Source organism: Clostridium sp. DMHC 10 (genome assembly GCF_001270375.1).
GTDB classification, from domain to species: Bacteria; Bacillota; Clostridia; order Clostridiales; family Clostridiaceae; genus Clostridium_S; species Clostridium_S guangxiense.
This window is the reverse complement of sequence record NZ_LGVB01000015.1, coordinates 792757-807339: the sequence shown is the minus strand read 5'-3', so window position 1 is coordinate 807339 and position 14583 is coordinate 792757. Positions and strand designations below refer to the sequence as shown.

Genomic DNA, 14583 nt, shown 5'->3' with positions numbered 1-14583 from the left:
AAGAAGATCACTTCCTTTTTTCAGCCTTTATGAGTTTGTGTTTCCAAAGCAGCCATAGAAAAGGATCTTCTACTCTATGAGGTCTTAATTTTAATATTTTATTACTTTCTGGATTACATCCAAGTGCCGTAAGTCCAAAGTATGCATAATCTTTAAAGTTAGCACTTAACTGATTTGTAAAGTTAGCTCCTCCCCATTCGTTTACTAGAGCCTCCATAGTGTCATTTACATCCTCAAAATCTGCTATATCAAATTTTCCTTCTTCTACATGCTTACTAGGGTAATTAATGCAGCATGATTTTCCTATTATCTCTTCCAAAGCATCAATTTTAGAAAATGCAACGGCAACTGGTATATCTATGGTTTTCTCTAAGCTTATATCATTTGCTTTTCTTATTAAATTTGCTGTTCTTGAAAGTAAGTCTTCTATTTCTATATTTTGTTCTGGAAGCTTCATTTCATTTGGCATCTTTTCTCTTACCTCGGGAAGCTGAAGAGGATCTAAAAGAAAAATAATTCCAGAAGAATTGTATATATACTTATTAACAGTTTTCATAGTATCTTCTTCATTCAAATCCTCACCCGCCGTATCAAAAAATGCTATAGTAACAACTTTTTTTTTTTTACGCTGTTTCCCTTAATCAATCTTGCAAACTTATTTTTTTCTCTAAAAGAAAGAGTATACAATAAAGGCTTGCTTACACTTTCATCTGCTTTGGCTGAACGCGTTATTTTTATAAGCTCGTTTTTTCTAAATACAGGATAGTAAAAATCATTTCTATATCTTTTTATAGTTGCATCATCTATTGCTTGAAGACTGCAATCAAAAGCTGCACCCATTTCGTTCATTATTTTATCTATTAATACTGCTATATAATGGCTTTTTCCAGCCTCCTTAGCTCCTATTACAGCAAAAACTAAATCCTCATACTCACCAATTGTATATGGAAGTTCAGACCCACAAGTTGGGCATACTTTTGTATTTGATATTTCACCACATTCATCACAATACATGGATTTTGGAATTTCTTTAACTTCACTTTCCCCGTAAAGCATTATCTTATTATCTTTAGCATTTGCACATATTTGTCCATCTTTATTATATTTATCGTTTTTACATACGAAGCCAACTTCATTTAAAGCATGTTTTGTAAAACAAAATGGGCATATATAATAGTCTTTCTTACTGAAATTCATAAATTCACTTCCTATTTAAAATATAATTCTTTTTTTTCCGGTGGTATTATTCTAAACATAGAGCTATTTCTTTCATCATCTAAAAACAATTTAATATACGTATTTTTCTTTATTATGTTAACTGGTAATTCAACCTCTACAGACTCATCCTTACTTAATTTAATATAATCAAACTTATAAATTTCTTCTCCGTCAGACTTTAAAACAGGAATATTCCCCTTTTTATCAATAAGTACTGTAGGTGGCATATTAGCTTCTTCAACTGAAGTCGAAAATATTATACTTATGGTCTTAATACCGCCAAACAATCTTTTTTTAACATTTAAGGTGTAGAAAATTTCATTTGGAGCTTTACTTACAATAAGTCTTTTCTTGCCTTCAAGGTAGGTTATTTCACCATCAGTTTCAATAATAGGGAAAACACAAAAATAATAACTTTCATCTTTTATCTTATGAATTGTAAACTGACCTATAGCTTCTCCGCAATTTTTTTCTACTGCTATTTTTACGGCACTACTATCATCAACCTTTGCTGGAAATTTATCATTCCTATATAAAATCATTACCCTGTGGACACCATAAGGCCAATCCCAGTCTATTGAAAGGTGATTGTACTTAACCTCTCCTCTTATTACTTTTATATTTTCAGGTAACCTGCCAGGCTCAATATATTCCACTTCTTTTACACCATATGGGACTTCATTTAACTCCTTTATTTCTTTAATTTTAATATCCTCATCAATTTCAGTATCTTTATTATTATAGCTTTCTTCATTTTTAAGCTTTAAAATGGCATCTTTTATTTTATTTCTGTCAATTCTTATTGTATCATTAAGACTAGTATCTTCTTGATTTCCGCTATTTTCTTTAATTTTATATTTCTTAACATCATCTGTTTCTTCCGAACACTTTTGTATATATTTTTCATCTTTTGTAAGTTTTGAAATTTCCTTTCTTATTTCCTCTTCCGTAATCATAGGAAATTCCTCTTTAAAGTTATTTATTTCGTCTTGCGTAATTTCATCTTTTACAGATAAAACTACCTCTATTTCATCTCTCAATTCGCTAATTATCTTTTCTTTATTTTCGCACTGCAATAAATTCACCTCAAATCAATACACTATGTTTTTAATTATAATTTCATTCGGATTGGTTGTCTACTTTATCATAGTTTTAGAATTAGATAAAACAGGCACTTTGACAACATTAATTTATTAAATTTTCTTTAATTTTTAATAAATACGTATATTAATTTAATTAGCATGAATTTTTTAGGTTTACTTATATAAAAAGTGCTTTAAATCACTAACTCCTATGATTTAAAGCACTTTTATCCATTTCATTTCAAATAAAGCTAACTTTGCTGCATGCTCATTTTTTTATTTTATCTTGTATAAGTTTATTATACTGGTTTAGCGCTCCATTTAAAATCTTGCTTGCTGCTACCACTTCAGGATCTATTAAATTTCCTTCATGTTCTTCGATTAGTTTTTCCAGTTGGCCCCCCAATATTTCTATATCTTTTAATAAATCTTCTATTTCCGACATATCATTCACCTCTAAATACTATTCTATCCAGAGGCATACAAAATATTTATTTAAAACATATACTTATTTAAATATCATTTGATATATTTTCACCATTAGCCTTATTATTTCTAATGATACTATGTTTAACCCCATATAAAAAATATATAACTAAACCTAATACAAGCCAAATTATAAATCTTAACCACGTAGCAGGTTTTAAACCCAGCATCAAATAAACGCAGAAAATTATTGTAAGAATAGACGTAAATGGAACCCCAGGACATTTAAATTTTCTTTCTATATCTGGCATAGTCTTCCTTAAAACCATGATTCCTAAAGACACTAGTATAAACGCAAATAATGTACCTATATTACAAAGTTCCATTATTATATTAAGAGGAACAACACCAGCAAGAACGCAAATTAACACTCCAGTAATTACTGTACATAAACCAGGAGTACCATGTTTTTCATTCACATGAGAAAAAACCTTAGGTAAAAGTCCATCTCTTGACATAACCATAAAAATTCTAACTTGTCCGTACAAAACAACTAAAAGAGTAGAAATCATTCCTATTACCGCACCAACTCCAACAAGAGCAGATCCCCAACTTATTCCGATATAAGAAAGAGCTCCTGGAAGCGCATTGTTTATATCAATCTTATTAAACGGTATTATACCTGTGAGTACTAAAGCAACAGACATGTACAAAACTACTACTACACCGAAACATATCATAATACCTCTTGGAACATCTCTTTCTGGCTTTTTAGTTTCTTCTACCGCAGTTGCTATAGCATCAAAACCTATAAATGAGAAAAATATTATGGACGCAGCCGACATTACACCGCTTACTCCATAAGGTGCAAAAGGATGATAATTTACCACTTTTATATGAGTCATTCCAAAAAACACAAACAACAGTATTATGACTATCTTTAATCCCACTATTAGATTGTTTACCTTTGCACTTTCTGAAACACCCTTATATAAAAGTAAAGTTACTGCCAAAGTTATTAAAACAGCTGGCAAGTCTACAATTCCTCCAAGCATTGGAGTTTTAATAATAGCATTTGGAAGCTTTATTCCAAAGTTACTAAGTATTCCAACAAAAGTTCCGGACCAAGCAGACGCTACCGCTGCTGCAGCTACTAAATACTCAAGCATTAAATCCCAACCTATTATCCACGCTACAATTTCTCCAAATGCAATGTACGAATATGAGTATGTGCTTCCAGAAACCGGGAACATAGAAGTAAGTTCTGAATACGTAAGTGAACATAATCCACTGGTTATTGCTGCTACTAAAAAAGAAATTATAACTGCTGGGCCTGCAATTTTCGCTCCTTGACCTGTTGCAACGAATATTCCTGTTCCAACAACACAACCTATGCCAACTGCAGCAAGATCAAAACTGGTAAGTCTTTTCTTAAGCGCACTTTTATTGGCATCACTCCTAAAATTAGACACTGTTTTTTTTCTGAATATTTCCAAAGATGTCTCCCCCTAACTTAAAGATTTTCAAAACCACAACATATATTTATTCAATACTTATATTGTAATTTTAGAAATTTAATATATTTTTTATTTTTTATATAACATATTATTATTTTTTATTACATTTTAGTATAAACCTGTACAATAGTCAATAACGTTATAATTTGTATTTAATTTACAATTAAGCCAAAATAGCACCATTAGCTGTCTTTAATTTTATGAATAATTTAATGTATACTTCATAATATTCTATGTGGGTTTTTATTCATAAGCAAAAGGAGCTGTCGCACTAAAAAAGTTGCGAAACAATCATAATAGTGAAAGGTTTTAACTTCACTTTAATTGGTTCGCAATTTTTTATATTTAGTGCGACAGCTCCTAATTTTTTATCCTACTTATAAAACATCGTATTATTGGCAATAGTCAGTATTTCATTTCAATTTTTTAGCTGCCTTTTTTAATTATATAATTAAATTATCTTATTTTGCTTAAAACATTAAATTGATCTTTAAGCGAAACATACAAATTTTTATAAACCTCATAGTATTTTTTATAAAGTTTGCTATTTTCCTCATTTGGCTTTTGAGTACTAACTCTTTTTATAATGTTGTCACAAGCTTCAGGTATTGACGAATATAATCCAGCACCTTTTAATGCTAATATTGCAACTCCTAAAGCTGGTCCTTCACTAGAATTAATGGTTGTAATTTCAGAATTAAATATATCAGCTTGAATTTGTCTCCAAAGTGCACTCTTTCCACCGCCACCAGATGCTCTGACTTCGTTTACATCGGCTCCCATACCTTTTATTATTTCCATGCAGTCATTTAAGCTATATCCTACACCTTCCATTACTGACCTTAACATGGCTCTTTTGTCATGTCTAGATGTAAGCCCAAAGAATACGCCTCTTGCAAATGGATCAAGATGTGGAGTTCTTTCCCCCATAAGATATGGTAAGTATATTAATCCTTCGCATCCTGCTTTAATCATTGCAGCTTCTTTATTTAAAATATCATATGCATCAATTCCTGAAAGGTTAGCAGCGTACTTTTCTTCTGTACAGAAATTATCCCTAAACCATTTTAAAGATAATCCTGCTCCCTGCGTAACACCCATTATATGCCAAGTGTTTGGAACTGCATGGCAGAATGTATGAACTCTACCTTTTTTATCTATTGTAACCTTATCAGTATATGCAAACACAACTCCTGAAGTACCTATAGTAGATGATACTACACCTGGTCTAACAATTCCATTTCCTATTGCACCAGCTGCCTGATCTCCAGCTCCACCTACTACAATAGTATCTTGCGTAAGTCCTGTTAATCTTGATGTTTCCCTATTCACTTTACCTGTAACTTCTTGTGATTCGTATAGTTTTCCAAGTAAATTCTTATCAATTTCAAGTTTATCTAAAACTTCATCACTCCATTTTCTATTTGGCACGTCTAAAAGCTGCATGCCACTAGCATCAGATACCTCGCTGGCAAATTCTCCAGTAAGCATATATCTTATATAATCCTTAGGCAAAAGTATTTTTGCAGTTTTTTCATATACTTCTGGTTCGTGCTTCTTTACCCACATTATTTTTGATGCAGTAAAGCCAGTAAGAGCTGGATTTGCAGTTATCTCTATTAATCTTTCCCTTCCAACCCTTTCTGTTATATCGTCGCACTCTTCGCTTGTTCTCTGGTCACACCATATAATAGATGGTCTAAGAACCTCTCCATTTTTGTCAAGCATAACAAGACCATGCATCTGTCCAGATAATCCTATTCCTTTAACATCGTTAACATTTACATTACTTTTTGAAATCACCTTTCTTATGCTAATTACTACAGCATTCCACCAATCCTTTGGATTCTGCTCTGCCCAACCTATTTCTGGTTGAGAAAGGGGATATTCCTCAAGTGCACTTGCTATATTATTTCCACTCTCATCAAATAGTACTGTTTTAGTTCCTGAAGTTCCTATATCTATCCCTAAAACATAAGCCATAAAGACTCCTCCTTATATTATTTTTTCTTCTATAGAAAATGCTGATGTTATAGGGAGTAATGCTGCTCCTATTACAGAAGAATCTTTTTTGAGCTTTGATGTAAGAAGTTTCATATCCCCCTTAGAATAAAAGCTATTTTCTATAAATATTTTTTCTTTAAGTTCTTTCATATAATACTTTTCATATTTGCTTATTTCTCCACCTAAAATTATATAGTGCGGATCTAAAATAAGCTCAATATTTTGAATGCCAATTGCAAGCATGTTAAGATAATCATCAAAATATTGTTTATATCTCTCATCATCAGAACTCAATGCTTTAAAAAACTCAAATAAATTTTTTACTTTTTTATCACTTATCTCATTAAATCCATTAAGAAGTGCCTTTTCAGAAACATACATTTCCCAGCATCCAGTTTTACCACACTTGCACCTTCTACCATTCGGCATTATTGACATATGCCCAAACTCTCCTGCTCTTTTATTTTTCCCCTTATATAAGCATCCATTTACTACAATTCCTGTACCAACTCCACTAGTGATTGAAATATAAACAAGATTTTTATCCTCTTTTACCACGCCAACACTAAGCTCTGCTAATGCTGCTGCATTTGCTTCGTTTTCTACAAACATTGGCATATTAAAATAATCTTCAAATTCTTTAAAATTTACATTTTTTATTCCAATATTAGGTGCAAGCTCTAAAAGAAACTTTTCTTCATTTACAGTTCCCGGAAGTGAGAAACCTATACCAAGTATTCTTTCACTTTTAATATTTTCTACTTTTAAAGCTCTTTTTACACACTCTGATATTTCTTGCATAATAGCCTTAAAATCCTTAAGACCATCAATTAAAAATTCTTCATCATATTTTATTTCAAGATCTAAATTTGCAAGTACAACTCTTGCTTTTTCTGGATTAATATTAACTCCAAAAGAATATCTACTATTTTCAAGAAATTTTACAATAACAGGTTTTCTTCCACCTGTTGAATCTGCCACTCCGTATTCCTCTACAAGTTCATCTTTTATCAATTCATTTACATTTGATATTACTGTAGGTATACTTATATCCAATTCCTTGGCAATAATTTGCTTTGTAAGCTTTTTCTTCTTATAAAGCAAATTTAATATTCTACCTTTATTCTGATTTCTTTCCACATTAAACATTCTTCATAACACCTCATGACAGATTATAATCTAAAAGTTGTCCATAAACAATCACTAATTTTTAAAATATATTTCTAGACAAACAGTTTTAATATTATTGTCTATAACCTATATCATACCCCCTAACGGTTTATGCTTATATTTTATCATATTTATAAATCTTTTTAAATACATTTTATAAAGTATTTTTAATAAGTTTTACTAGATAATTTATATAATTCTAAATTAAATTTTTTACTAAACAATTTAATTTGAAATGATATAATTATATATATTGGTTTAAAGGAGTATCGCTATGAATAAAAAAAATGATCTTAAAATTGTTTCTCCTAATATCTCGGAGAATCTCGATAAAATGTATGATAATATTTTACTAATAGAAGAATCATTTATTGACTTAAAACTTATTGAAAATGCAGAAATAGATAATCAAAGCGCACGAAAAGTTTCCATGAATGAAGTAGTATTTAAAAATGTAATATTTAAAAATACTAATTTTAGTGAAGTTGATTTAACTGACGTTAAATTTGAAAAGTGTGATTTATCAAATGCTGATTTTACAAATTCAATAATGTGCAGAGTTGAATTTATAAATTGTAAAATAACAGGCATCAATTTAACTGAATCGGGTTTGAGAAATGTATTGTTCGAAGACTGTATTGGAAAATATTCATTATTTCGTTTTTCAAAATGCACTCAAATGCTTTTTAAAAATTGCATACTTACAAGCTCAGATTTTTATAAAGCGAATTTTTCAAAAATAAGTTTTAAAAATTGCAATTTAACAGATACTGAAATGTGTGAAACAAAGCTTAATGGAATTGATCTAAGCACTTGTGAAATCGATGGTATTAATGTAACAATAGATAGCCTAAAAGGTGCATAGTTCGTCCAGACCAGTTAATGTGCTTTGCTGATGTTCTTGGGGTCATCATAAAATAAAAATATTGCGAAGTAATACTGCTTTGCAACATTAAAAAAATTCTATAAATCTAAGTGGTTATTTAAAAAAAAGTGGTTGCTTTGAGTTCTAGAAGGATAATGGGCAGAGCCCAAACCCCGCGTATGTTTATACTCGCTGGGCGCTCAGACAAATTGAAATATCTAAGTATTTTATGATTTTTTTACCAAGATTTATTAGAATTTTTTTTAAATTGTTTCTTCAGCAGTATTACTTCGCTCCCACGGTAGTGCAAGGAAAAAAATTCCTCCGTACCTACGGAATTTTTGGTGTGAACTTGTCCATTCATTTATTGATTAACAGTGATTATAGAGTATTTTTCGTAGGGAACCGGAGAAAAATTTACCTTGCATTTCCGGTTTAGCGAAGTAACAGTATTGAAGAGATGATTTAAATGAAAGCTAATAAATCTTAGGTAATGATTGTTAAAAGGCTTAGAAGCTTCAATTTGTTTGAGCCACAGGCGAGTTATTGAAACTTCTTAGAATTTTGGCAATCATTGCCTTAGATTTATAGTTTTCATTTAACATCTCAAGATACTGTTACTTCGCAATATTTTTGCTAAAAGAATCATTAACCTTAAATCCCAAATTAGGAGACAAATCGTTAATTTTTTTAAGAACCCTATCTTTGTCATCACCCTTTAGAGGACTTGGGCAATAATCATTTACATAACTTATAGATGAAACACTAAATGGCAATACCCTAATACTTGATTTTAAAAGCTTGGTATTACTAAAATCAAATTTTGCCTGAAGTACAAGAGTATCTTTGTCCTTTGGATTTGAATTTCCTCCAAAACAAAAGTTTCCAAGGCTATAACTTATTATCTTTCCTTTATAACTTTCTATTCCTTGAATTACATGTGGATGGTGGCCAACTACTAAATCAGCACCATTATCTATAGCATAATGTGCAATTTCCTTTTGCTGAGAATTTGCATAGTAGCTCCCCTCTGTTCCCCAGTGAAAACTTACAACTACAATACTAGCTCCTTTGCCTTTTAAATCTTTTATGTCATTCTTAACTTTGTTCATAGCATCATCATCATAAGTCCATGCTTGATATCCTAAAAATCCTATCTTGTTTCCCTTAATTTCTTTAATCCACTTATTATCATTTCCGAAATAACTTATATTATATTTTTTTAACGCAGTAATCGTATCTTCAAACCCTTTTTCAAGAAAATCTTTAGTATGATTGTTGTCTATATCCACCCCTTCAATTGAACCCTTTTTCAGTGCTTCAGCAAACTCTGGTGGTGCTTTAAATGTATATGTTTTTCTACTTCTAATATTAGAATTTGTAAAAACTGTTTCGAGATTTGCAACAGTTATGTCATCTTCTTTAAAAATATTAACTGCATTTTTAAACAAATAAGAATAGTCATTATTGTGCTTTTTAACTTCTGTAATAAGTGACGTTGATTCATCAAATCTAGGATCTGTTCCTATTGTACAGTCTCCAACTAAACTAATCACCACACTGGTATTAGGATTTCTTTTAGTTTTACCTGCATCTTGTGATGTTGAATTTTTATTTCCCATTTTATTATTTTCTAAACTATTTATGTTTGCAGAGTTTTTTCCAAAGTAACCATACTTATATGCAAATAATAATATTATTAAGATTGATATGAAGCACAAGGCTGTCTGCGCAATTATACTTTTAAACGAATGCATATTTTTATTAATCATAATAACCTCGCCCTCTTCTGTTTATGTATAGATGCAAAACTTTTTATTAATTTTAAACTTTTAAGTAGCATTTCCATATATTAATTTTATACACTTATGGATGCGTTGTAAATAAAATATATAATAATGCAAAAAACTATTGTCAAAATAAACTAAAAGTGTTATATTATTAATAGATAATAATTATCAATAAGTAATTATTATTTTAAGCATTTTTGTTTATACTATGCTTATAGTGCAATAAAGATTTACAAGTATCGGAGTTGATATATTATGAAGGAAGAAAAGGAACTTGATTTAGCTATTGTTGGTGCTGGAGCTGCTGGTCTTACAGCCGGTCTATATGCCTCAAGATCAAAACTTAATACTTTAATATTTGAAAATGGTCTTGTTGGAGGTCAAATTAGAGAAACTTTTTTCCGTAGAAAATTTTCCCGGTTTTAACTCTATTTCAGGTGCAGATCTAGCTGATAAAATGCAAGAACAAACTGTAAATTCAGGTGCAGATATAAATGAATTTGAAAATATAGAAAAGGTTAAACTAACTGATGATGAAAAAATAATAGAAACAGATAGTTCTATATATAAAGCTAAATCTGTAATCATAGCTACTGGTTCTAAAAGCAGAAGATTGACAGTCCCTGAAGAAGAAAAACTTCATGGTAAGTGCATACACTACTGTGAATTATGTGATGGAGCAATGTATGATGGGAAAGATTTAATAGTTGTTGGAGGTGGCAACTCAGCTATTGATGCAGCATTATTTTTAACAAAATACGCAAAAAACATTACAGTTGTTCATCACTCAGAAAATTTAAAAGCACAAAAAATTAATCAGGATGAATTATTTAAACATAAAAATGTAAAATTATTATTAAATACTGAAATACTTCATGTACTTGGTGACAATTCAATTGAAAATATTATAACAGAAAACAGAAAAACCGGTGAACCTGGTTCCTTAAAAGCAGATGGTATCTTTGTATATATAGGTACTAAACCTCAAGTGGATCTTTTTAAAGATACTTTAGCTTTATCAGAATCTGGTCATATTAAAACAAATGAAAAACTTGAAACTAACATTAAAGGTGTTTTTGCCGCTGGAGATGTTAGAGAAAAAGAAGTAAGACAGCTTACTACTGCTGTTAATGATGGTTCTATAGCTGCATTAATGGCTGAAAAATATATCAAAGGATTTTAAAGGAGGAATTTAATTATGGTAAAAGTATACTCTACACCAACTTGTCCTTGGTGCTCAAAGGCAAAGTCATACTTGAAGTCAAAAAATATAGATTTTCAAGATTTAAATGTTCAGGATGATTTAAAAGCAAGAGAGGAAATGCTCAATTTATCAAAGCAATCAGGTGTTCCAGTTATAAATATAGATGGGAATATAATTGTAGGCTTTGACAAACCCGCTATAGATAATTTACTATTTAACAAATAAGAGGAGGCTTTTATATGAAAAAATATGTATGTGTAGTATGCGGATATATTTATGACCCAGCTGAAGGTGATCCAGATAATGGTGTAAACCCAGGAACCGCTTTTAAAGACGTTCCTGACGACTGGACTTGTCCTCTCTGCGGCGTTGGCAAAGATCAATTTGAAGAGGTCGATGAATAGCATTTTTAAACACTAAATAAAAGCCATAAATTTAACAGCGTAAATCCAAAATTCCAAGAAATTTCGATAACTTACTATCGTTCAGACAAATTGAAATCTCTAAGCCTTTTTAGATTTACGTTTTAAGATTTATTGGCTTTTATTTAGATTGCTTACTAAATAAATGTTTTCAAATACAAGATCACTTATTGCTTCTGCTAAATGTAAAGTAACAAATTTATATAAAATTCACCTATTTTCATTCTTCCACTTCCATATTATTAAATTCAATTCTCACCGTTGTTCCAATGCCTACTTCACTTTCCACCTTAATTTCAGCATTATGTATTTCTGCAATTTTAGCACATATGGAAAGTCCAAGTCCAACCCCATTATTTCTCCTATCTCTAGATTTATCAACCATATAAAATGGTTCAAAAATTTTCTTTATATCATCTCTAGGTATTCCTACTCCTCTGTCCTTGATCTCAATAATGGGAACAATATTCAAATACGCGTTTACATATATTTTACTGCCTTCCCCAGATGCTTTAATCGCATTATCAATAAAATTTTTTATAAGTATTATTATCAGTTCCTTATCCATTAATATACTAGATTCTTCTGAAGAGACTACAATATCTATATTTTTATCTCTTAATCTTGGTACCATTGAAGCTTTTATTTCTTCTAAGATTTCTTTGATGCTCTCATACTTCATTTTTGGTTTTTCTTTTCTTATTACTATTAAATCCATTAATTTTGATGACATCTTTTCTAATCTTTTTCCCTCTTTATACACATAATTCAAAGCCTTAAAAGTTTCCTCATCAAAATCTTTGTTGGTTATAAGATAATCCGTATATCCTATGATTGATGTAAGAGGGCTTCTTATTTCATGAGATAAATTATCTATAAATTTCTGCTTGTCCTCAGAGCTTTCTTTTAATTCATTTATGTTATCTTCAATTACACTTGTCATATAATTAAAGTTTTTTGCCAAAATTCCAATTTCATCTTTACTATTAATATCAACCCTCTCATTAAAATTTCCATCTGATATCTTTTGAGTTGATTTTATGAGTTTATTAACAGGACTTATAATCATTTTACTTAATATTATCATAATGATTACCAATGTTATGCATACAAAAATATTTAGTTTCATAAGAACATTACATAAGTATCTATAATTTTCATAAACCCACGATATTTCTTTTATGTAAGAGACTCTATAATAACTATTGTACATATTTATTCTCTTATTTACATATAAATAATTTTTTTCTTTTATCTCACTTACTTCATAACTTACTTTATCTTTAGAAATATTCCATTGTCCTTTATTTTCTATAGCCCCTATTTTAAAATCATCATATATTTTCCTACCACTATCATCGAATACTTGAAAATGTGTTTTTTTATTAGATAAATACTTCATATAAGAAACAATATTTTTATTTAAATTTCCATAATTGACATCATTATATGTAAAAGGGTTTTCTGCCTTATTCATGACTGTTATATTTAATTTTATAGAATTACAAAATCTATTCTGCTCGCTTATTGCAGAATTAATCTCACTATTTAAATTTAATTTAAAGCTTCTATTTATTAAATACATGGTAGATGGAATAAAAAAACTTCAAAGACAATTAACGTGCACATAAAAATCTTTTCCCAAAGTTTCATTTAATCCACCAACCTATACCCTAATCCAAATATAGTTTTTATTTCATTTTTTAAATTTAATTTTTTTCTTATGCGCTGTATGTGATTATCCACCGTTCTCGTTTCTCCATAATAATCATAATTCCATACTCGCTCAAGTATTTTCTCTCTAGTAAGCACACTATTTTTATTTTCAACCAAAAATAAAAGCAGTTCAAATTCCTTTAAAGTAAGTTCTACATCTTTATTATCTATTTTTACTTTTCTTTCATCTACATTTATTTCTATATTTTTATACAAAAATATATTTTTCTTTTTATTGTTAGTGCCTTAATGCATTTTCAATTCTAGCCAAAAGCTCGATCCCCTCAAAAGGTTTTGTAATATAATCATCGGCTCCTAATTTCAATCCATATACTCTATCAGCAACTGAGACTTTAGCTGTTAAAAAAATAGTTGGTATATTTAATTTTTTTATTTTTTCAAATAAAGTGAAACCGTCAACCTTGGGAAGCATGACATCAAGAAGTATTAAATCAAATTTTTCACTTTCAACTAGCTTTAATGCGTCTTCACCATCGTAAGCTTGTCTGCTCTCGTAATTAGCCATATTAAGATTTAGCTTTATTAAGTCAGAAATTGAAATATCATCTTCTACAATTAATATTTTTACCATTATTACGCCCACCCTTTTTTAATTTCAGAATTAAAACTTTAAGGAACTAAAATAGATAAGACCCACTTCTTATCTATTTTAGTTTTTTAATTAACTTATCTTAACAGTTTAAGCTGTGACAACACCTTTATATTTAAAGGAGAGTATCCATATGCCTTATAATTTTGTAAATTTATACTTATCATTTCTCCTGTCCCATCTCCATAATCAAAAGAAACACATCCAATAGGTATATAAGGACTTCTTTGTACCTTTACTATACTTTTATAATCTGTTCTAAGTCTCTTTTCCTTTAGAAATTCTTCAGCAGCTGCTTTAAGTTTATTTTCATCATATTTAGCTTCTGTTTTTATATCTATGCCGTCTATAAATGAAGCAGCTTTAACTTTTCCGTCTGTTAACGATATTTCAACTCTAACATCATCGAAACTAAGTAGATGATTTTCCTTATCAACACGCTGCATCTCATCAGGTTTACTAAATGCCACATCAATAGTAGGCCCCTCCAACTTATATGCTTCTTTATCAGAATCAGTTATCCTAAATAGTATAGGCATGCTAGTAAAACCGTGCTTAT

Annotated in this window: 13 protein-coding genes and 2 pseudogenes; 4 read left to right on the top strand and 11 right to left on the bottom strand. The window is 29.9% G+C overall.

All coding sequences use genetic code 11. The features are described 5' to 3' along the window. Positions 1–7: 7 nt before the first annotated feature. From AGR56_RS21455 to AGR56_RS05745, 7 genes are all read right to left on the bottom strand, one after another. Positions 8–574: a hypothetical protein gene (locus AGR56_RS21455; RefSeq protein WP_242851334.1), complete on the bottom strand. Its 567-nt coding sequence runs from the start codon at positions 572–574 to the stop codon at positions 8–10. A gap of 26 nt (positions 575–600) precedes the next feature. Next, positions 601–1197 (bottom strand): hypothetical protein, encoded by a 597-nt coding sequence (locus AGR56_RS21450; RefSeq protein WP_242851333.1) that lies wholly within the window; start codon positions 1195–1197, stop codon positions 601–603. Positions 1198–1208: 11 nt separating this feature from the next. Further along, on the bottom strand, positions 1209–2294 hold the full coding sequence (locus AGR56_RS05765; RefSeq protein ID WP_053241472.1) for a hypothetical protein: 1086 nt from the start codon (positions 2292–2294) through the stop codon (positions 1209–1211). 274 nt (positions 2295–2568) lie between these two features. Beyond that, complete coding sequence (locus AGR56_RS05760; protein WP_053241471.1) at positions 2569–2745, bottom strand: aspartyl-phosphate phosphatase Spo0E family protein; 177 nt, start codon at positions 2743–2745, stop codon at positions 2569–2571. Positions 2746–2812: 67 nt separating this feature from the next. Then, positions 2813–4222 carry an amino acid permease gene (locus AGR56_RS05755; protein WP_053241470.1) on the bottom strand — a complete coding sequence of 470 codons (1410 nt, stop codon included), beginning with the start codon at positions 4220–4222 and terminating at the stop codon, positions 2813–2815. 477 nt (positions 4223–4699) lie between these two features. Further along, positions 4700–6226 carry a xylulokinase gene (gene xylB / locus AGR56_RS05750; RefSeq protein WP_053241469.1) on the bottom strand — a complete coding sequence of 509 codons (1527 nt, stop codon included), beginning with the start codon at positions 6224–6226 and terminating at the stop codon, positions 4700–4702. Between the two features lie 12 nt (positions 6227–6238). Next, positions 6239–7396, bottom strand: a complete 1158-nt coding sequence (locus AGR56_RS05745) for an ROK family protein (RefSeq protein ID WP_053241468.1) — start codon at positions 7394–7396, stop codon at positions 6239–6241. 295 nt (positions 7397–7691) lie between these two features. On the opposite strand from AGR56_RS05745, the gene AGR56_RS05740 reads away from it, so the two are divergent. Further along, a complete protein-coding gene (locus AGR56_RS05740) occupies positions 7692–8282 on the top strand; it encodes a pentapeptide repeat-containing protein (protein WP_242851332.1) in 591 nt (196 codons plus the stop codon). Positions 8283–8899: 617 nt separating this feature from the next. Here AGR56_RS05740 and AGR56_RS05735 read toward each other — a convergent pair. Beyond that, entirely contained in the window at positions 8900–10054 is a 1155-nt protein-coding gene (locus tag AGR56_RS05735) for a CapA family protein (RefSeq protein ID WP_053241467.1), read from the bottom strand. A gap of 273 nt (positions 10055–10327) precedes the next feature. Here AGR56_RS05735 and AGR56_RS05730 point away from each other — a divergent pair. The 3 genes and pseudogenes from AGR56_RS05730 (at position 10328) to rd (ending at position 11680) form a co-directional block, all read left to right on the top strand. Then, positions 10328–11255: pseudogene (locus AGR56_RS05730) on the top strand (FAD-dependent oxidoreductase). Positions 11256–11270: 15 nt separating this feature from the next. Beyond that, positions 11271–11501 carry a glutaredoxin domain-containing protein gene (locus tag AGR56_RS05725; RefSeq protein ID WP_053241466.1) on the top strand — a complete coding sequence of 77 codons (231 nt, stop codon included), beginning with the start codon at positions 11271–11273 and terminating at the stop codon, positions 11499–11501. A 14-nt stretch (positions 11502–11515) separates the two neighbouring features. After that, positions 11516–11680 carry a rubredoxin gene (gene rd, locus AGR56_RS19370; protein WP_084756887.1) on the top strand — a complete coding sequence of 55 codons (165 nt, stop codon included), beginning with the start codon at positions 11516–11518 and terminating at the stop codon, positions 11678–11680. Between the two features lie 238 nt (positions 11681–11918). Here rd and AGR56_RS05720 read toward each other — a convergent pair whose 3' ends face one another. The 3 genes and pseudogenes from AGR56_RS05720 to AGR56_RS05710 all read right to left on the bottom strand — a co-directional run bounded on the left by AGR56_RS05720 (position 11919) and on the right by AGR56_RS05710 (position 14563). After that, positions 11919–13283 carry a HAMP domain-containing sensor histidine kinase gene (locus tag AGR56_RS05720; protein ID WP_242851331.1) on the bottom strand — a complete coding sequence of 455 codons (1365 nt, stop codon included), beginning with the start codon at positions 13281–13283 and terminating at the stop codon, positions 11919–11921. 68 nt (positions 13284–13351) lie between these two features. After that, positions 13352–14006 (bottom strand): annotated as a pseudogene (locus tag AGR56_RS05715) (response regulator transcription factor). Between the two features lie 95 nt (positions 14007–14101). After that, positions 14102–14563 carry a hypothetical protein gene (locus AGR56_RS05710; RefSeq protein ID WP_207642163.1) on the bottom strand — a complete coding sequence of 154 codons (462 nt, stop codon included), beginning with the start codon at positions 14561–14563 and terminating at the stop codon, positions 14102–14104. Positions 14564–14583 lie beyond the last annotated feature (20 nt).

What these genes read in the sequence shown, in the direction of transcription:
- AGR56_RS05735 (WP_053241467.1), bottom strand. Translation starts at nt 10,054, where the DNA reads ATGATTAATAAAAATATGCATTCGTTTAAAAGTATAATTGCGCAGACA.
- AGR56_RS05745 (WP_053241468.1), bottom strand. Translation starts at nt 7,396, where the DNA reads ATGTTTAATGTGGAAAGAAATCAGAATAAAGGTAGAATATTAAATTTG.
- rd (WP_084756887.1), top strand. Translation starts at nt 11,516, where the DNA reads ATGAAAAAATATGTATGTGTAGTATGCGGATATATTTATGACCCAGCT.
- AGR56_RS05760 (WP_053241471.1), bottom strand. Translation starts at nt 2,745, where the DNA reads ATGTCGGAAATAGAAGATTTATTAAAAGATATAGAAATATTGGGGGGC.
- AGR56_RS05725 (WP_053241466.1), top strand. Translation starts at nt 11,271, where the DNA reads ATGGTAAAAGTATACTCTACACCAACTTGTCCTTGGTGCTCAAAGGCA.
- AGR56_RS05740 (WP_242851332.1), top strand. Translation starts at nt 7,692, where the DNA reads ATGAATAAAAAAAATGATCTTAAAATTGTTTCTCCTAATATCTCGGAG.
- AGR56_RS05720 (WP_242851331.1), bottom strand. Translation starts at nt 13,283, where the DNA reads ATGTATTTAATAAATAGAAGCTTTAAATTAAATTTAAATAGTGAGATT.
- AGR56_RS21450 (WP_242851333.1), bottom strand. Translation starts at nt 1,197, where the DNA reads ATGAATTTCAGTAAGAAAGACTATTATATATGCCCATTTTGTTTTACA.
- xylB (WP_053241469.1), bottom strand. Translation starts at nt 6,226, where the DNA reads ATGGCTTATGTTTTAGGGATAGATATAGGAACTTCAGGAACTAAAACA.
- AGR56_RS05710 (WP_207642163.1), bottom strand. Translation starts at nt 14,563, where the DNA reads ATGCCTATACTATTTAGGATAACTGATTCTGATAAAGAAGCATATAAG.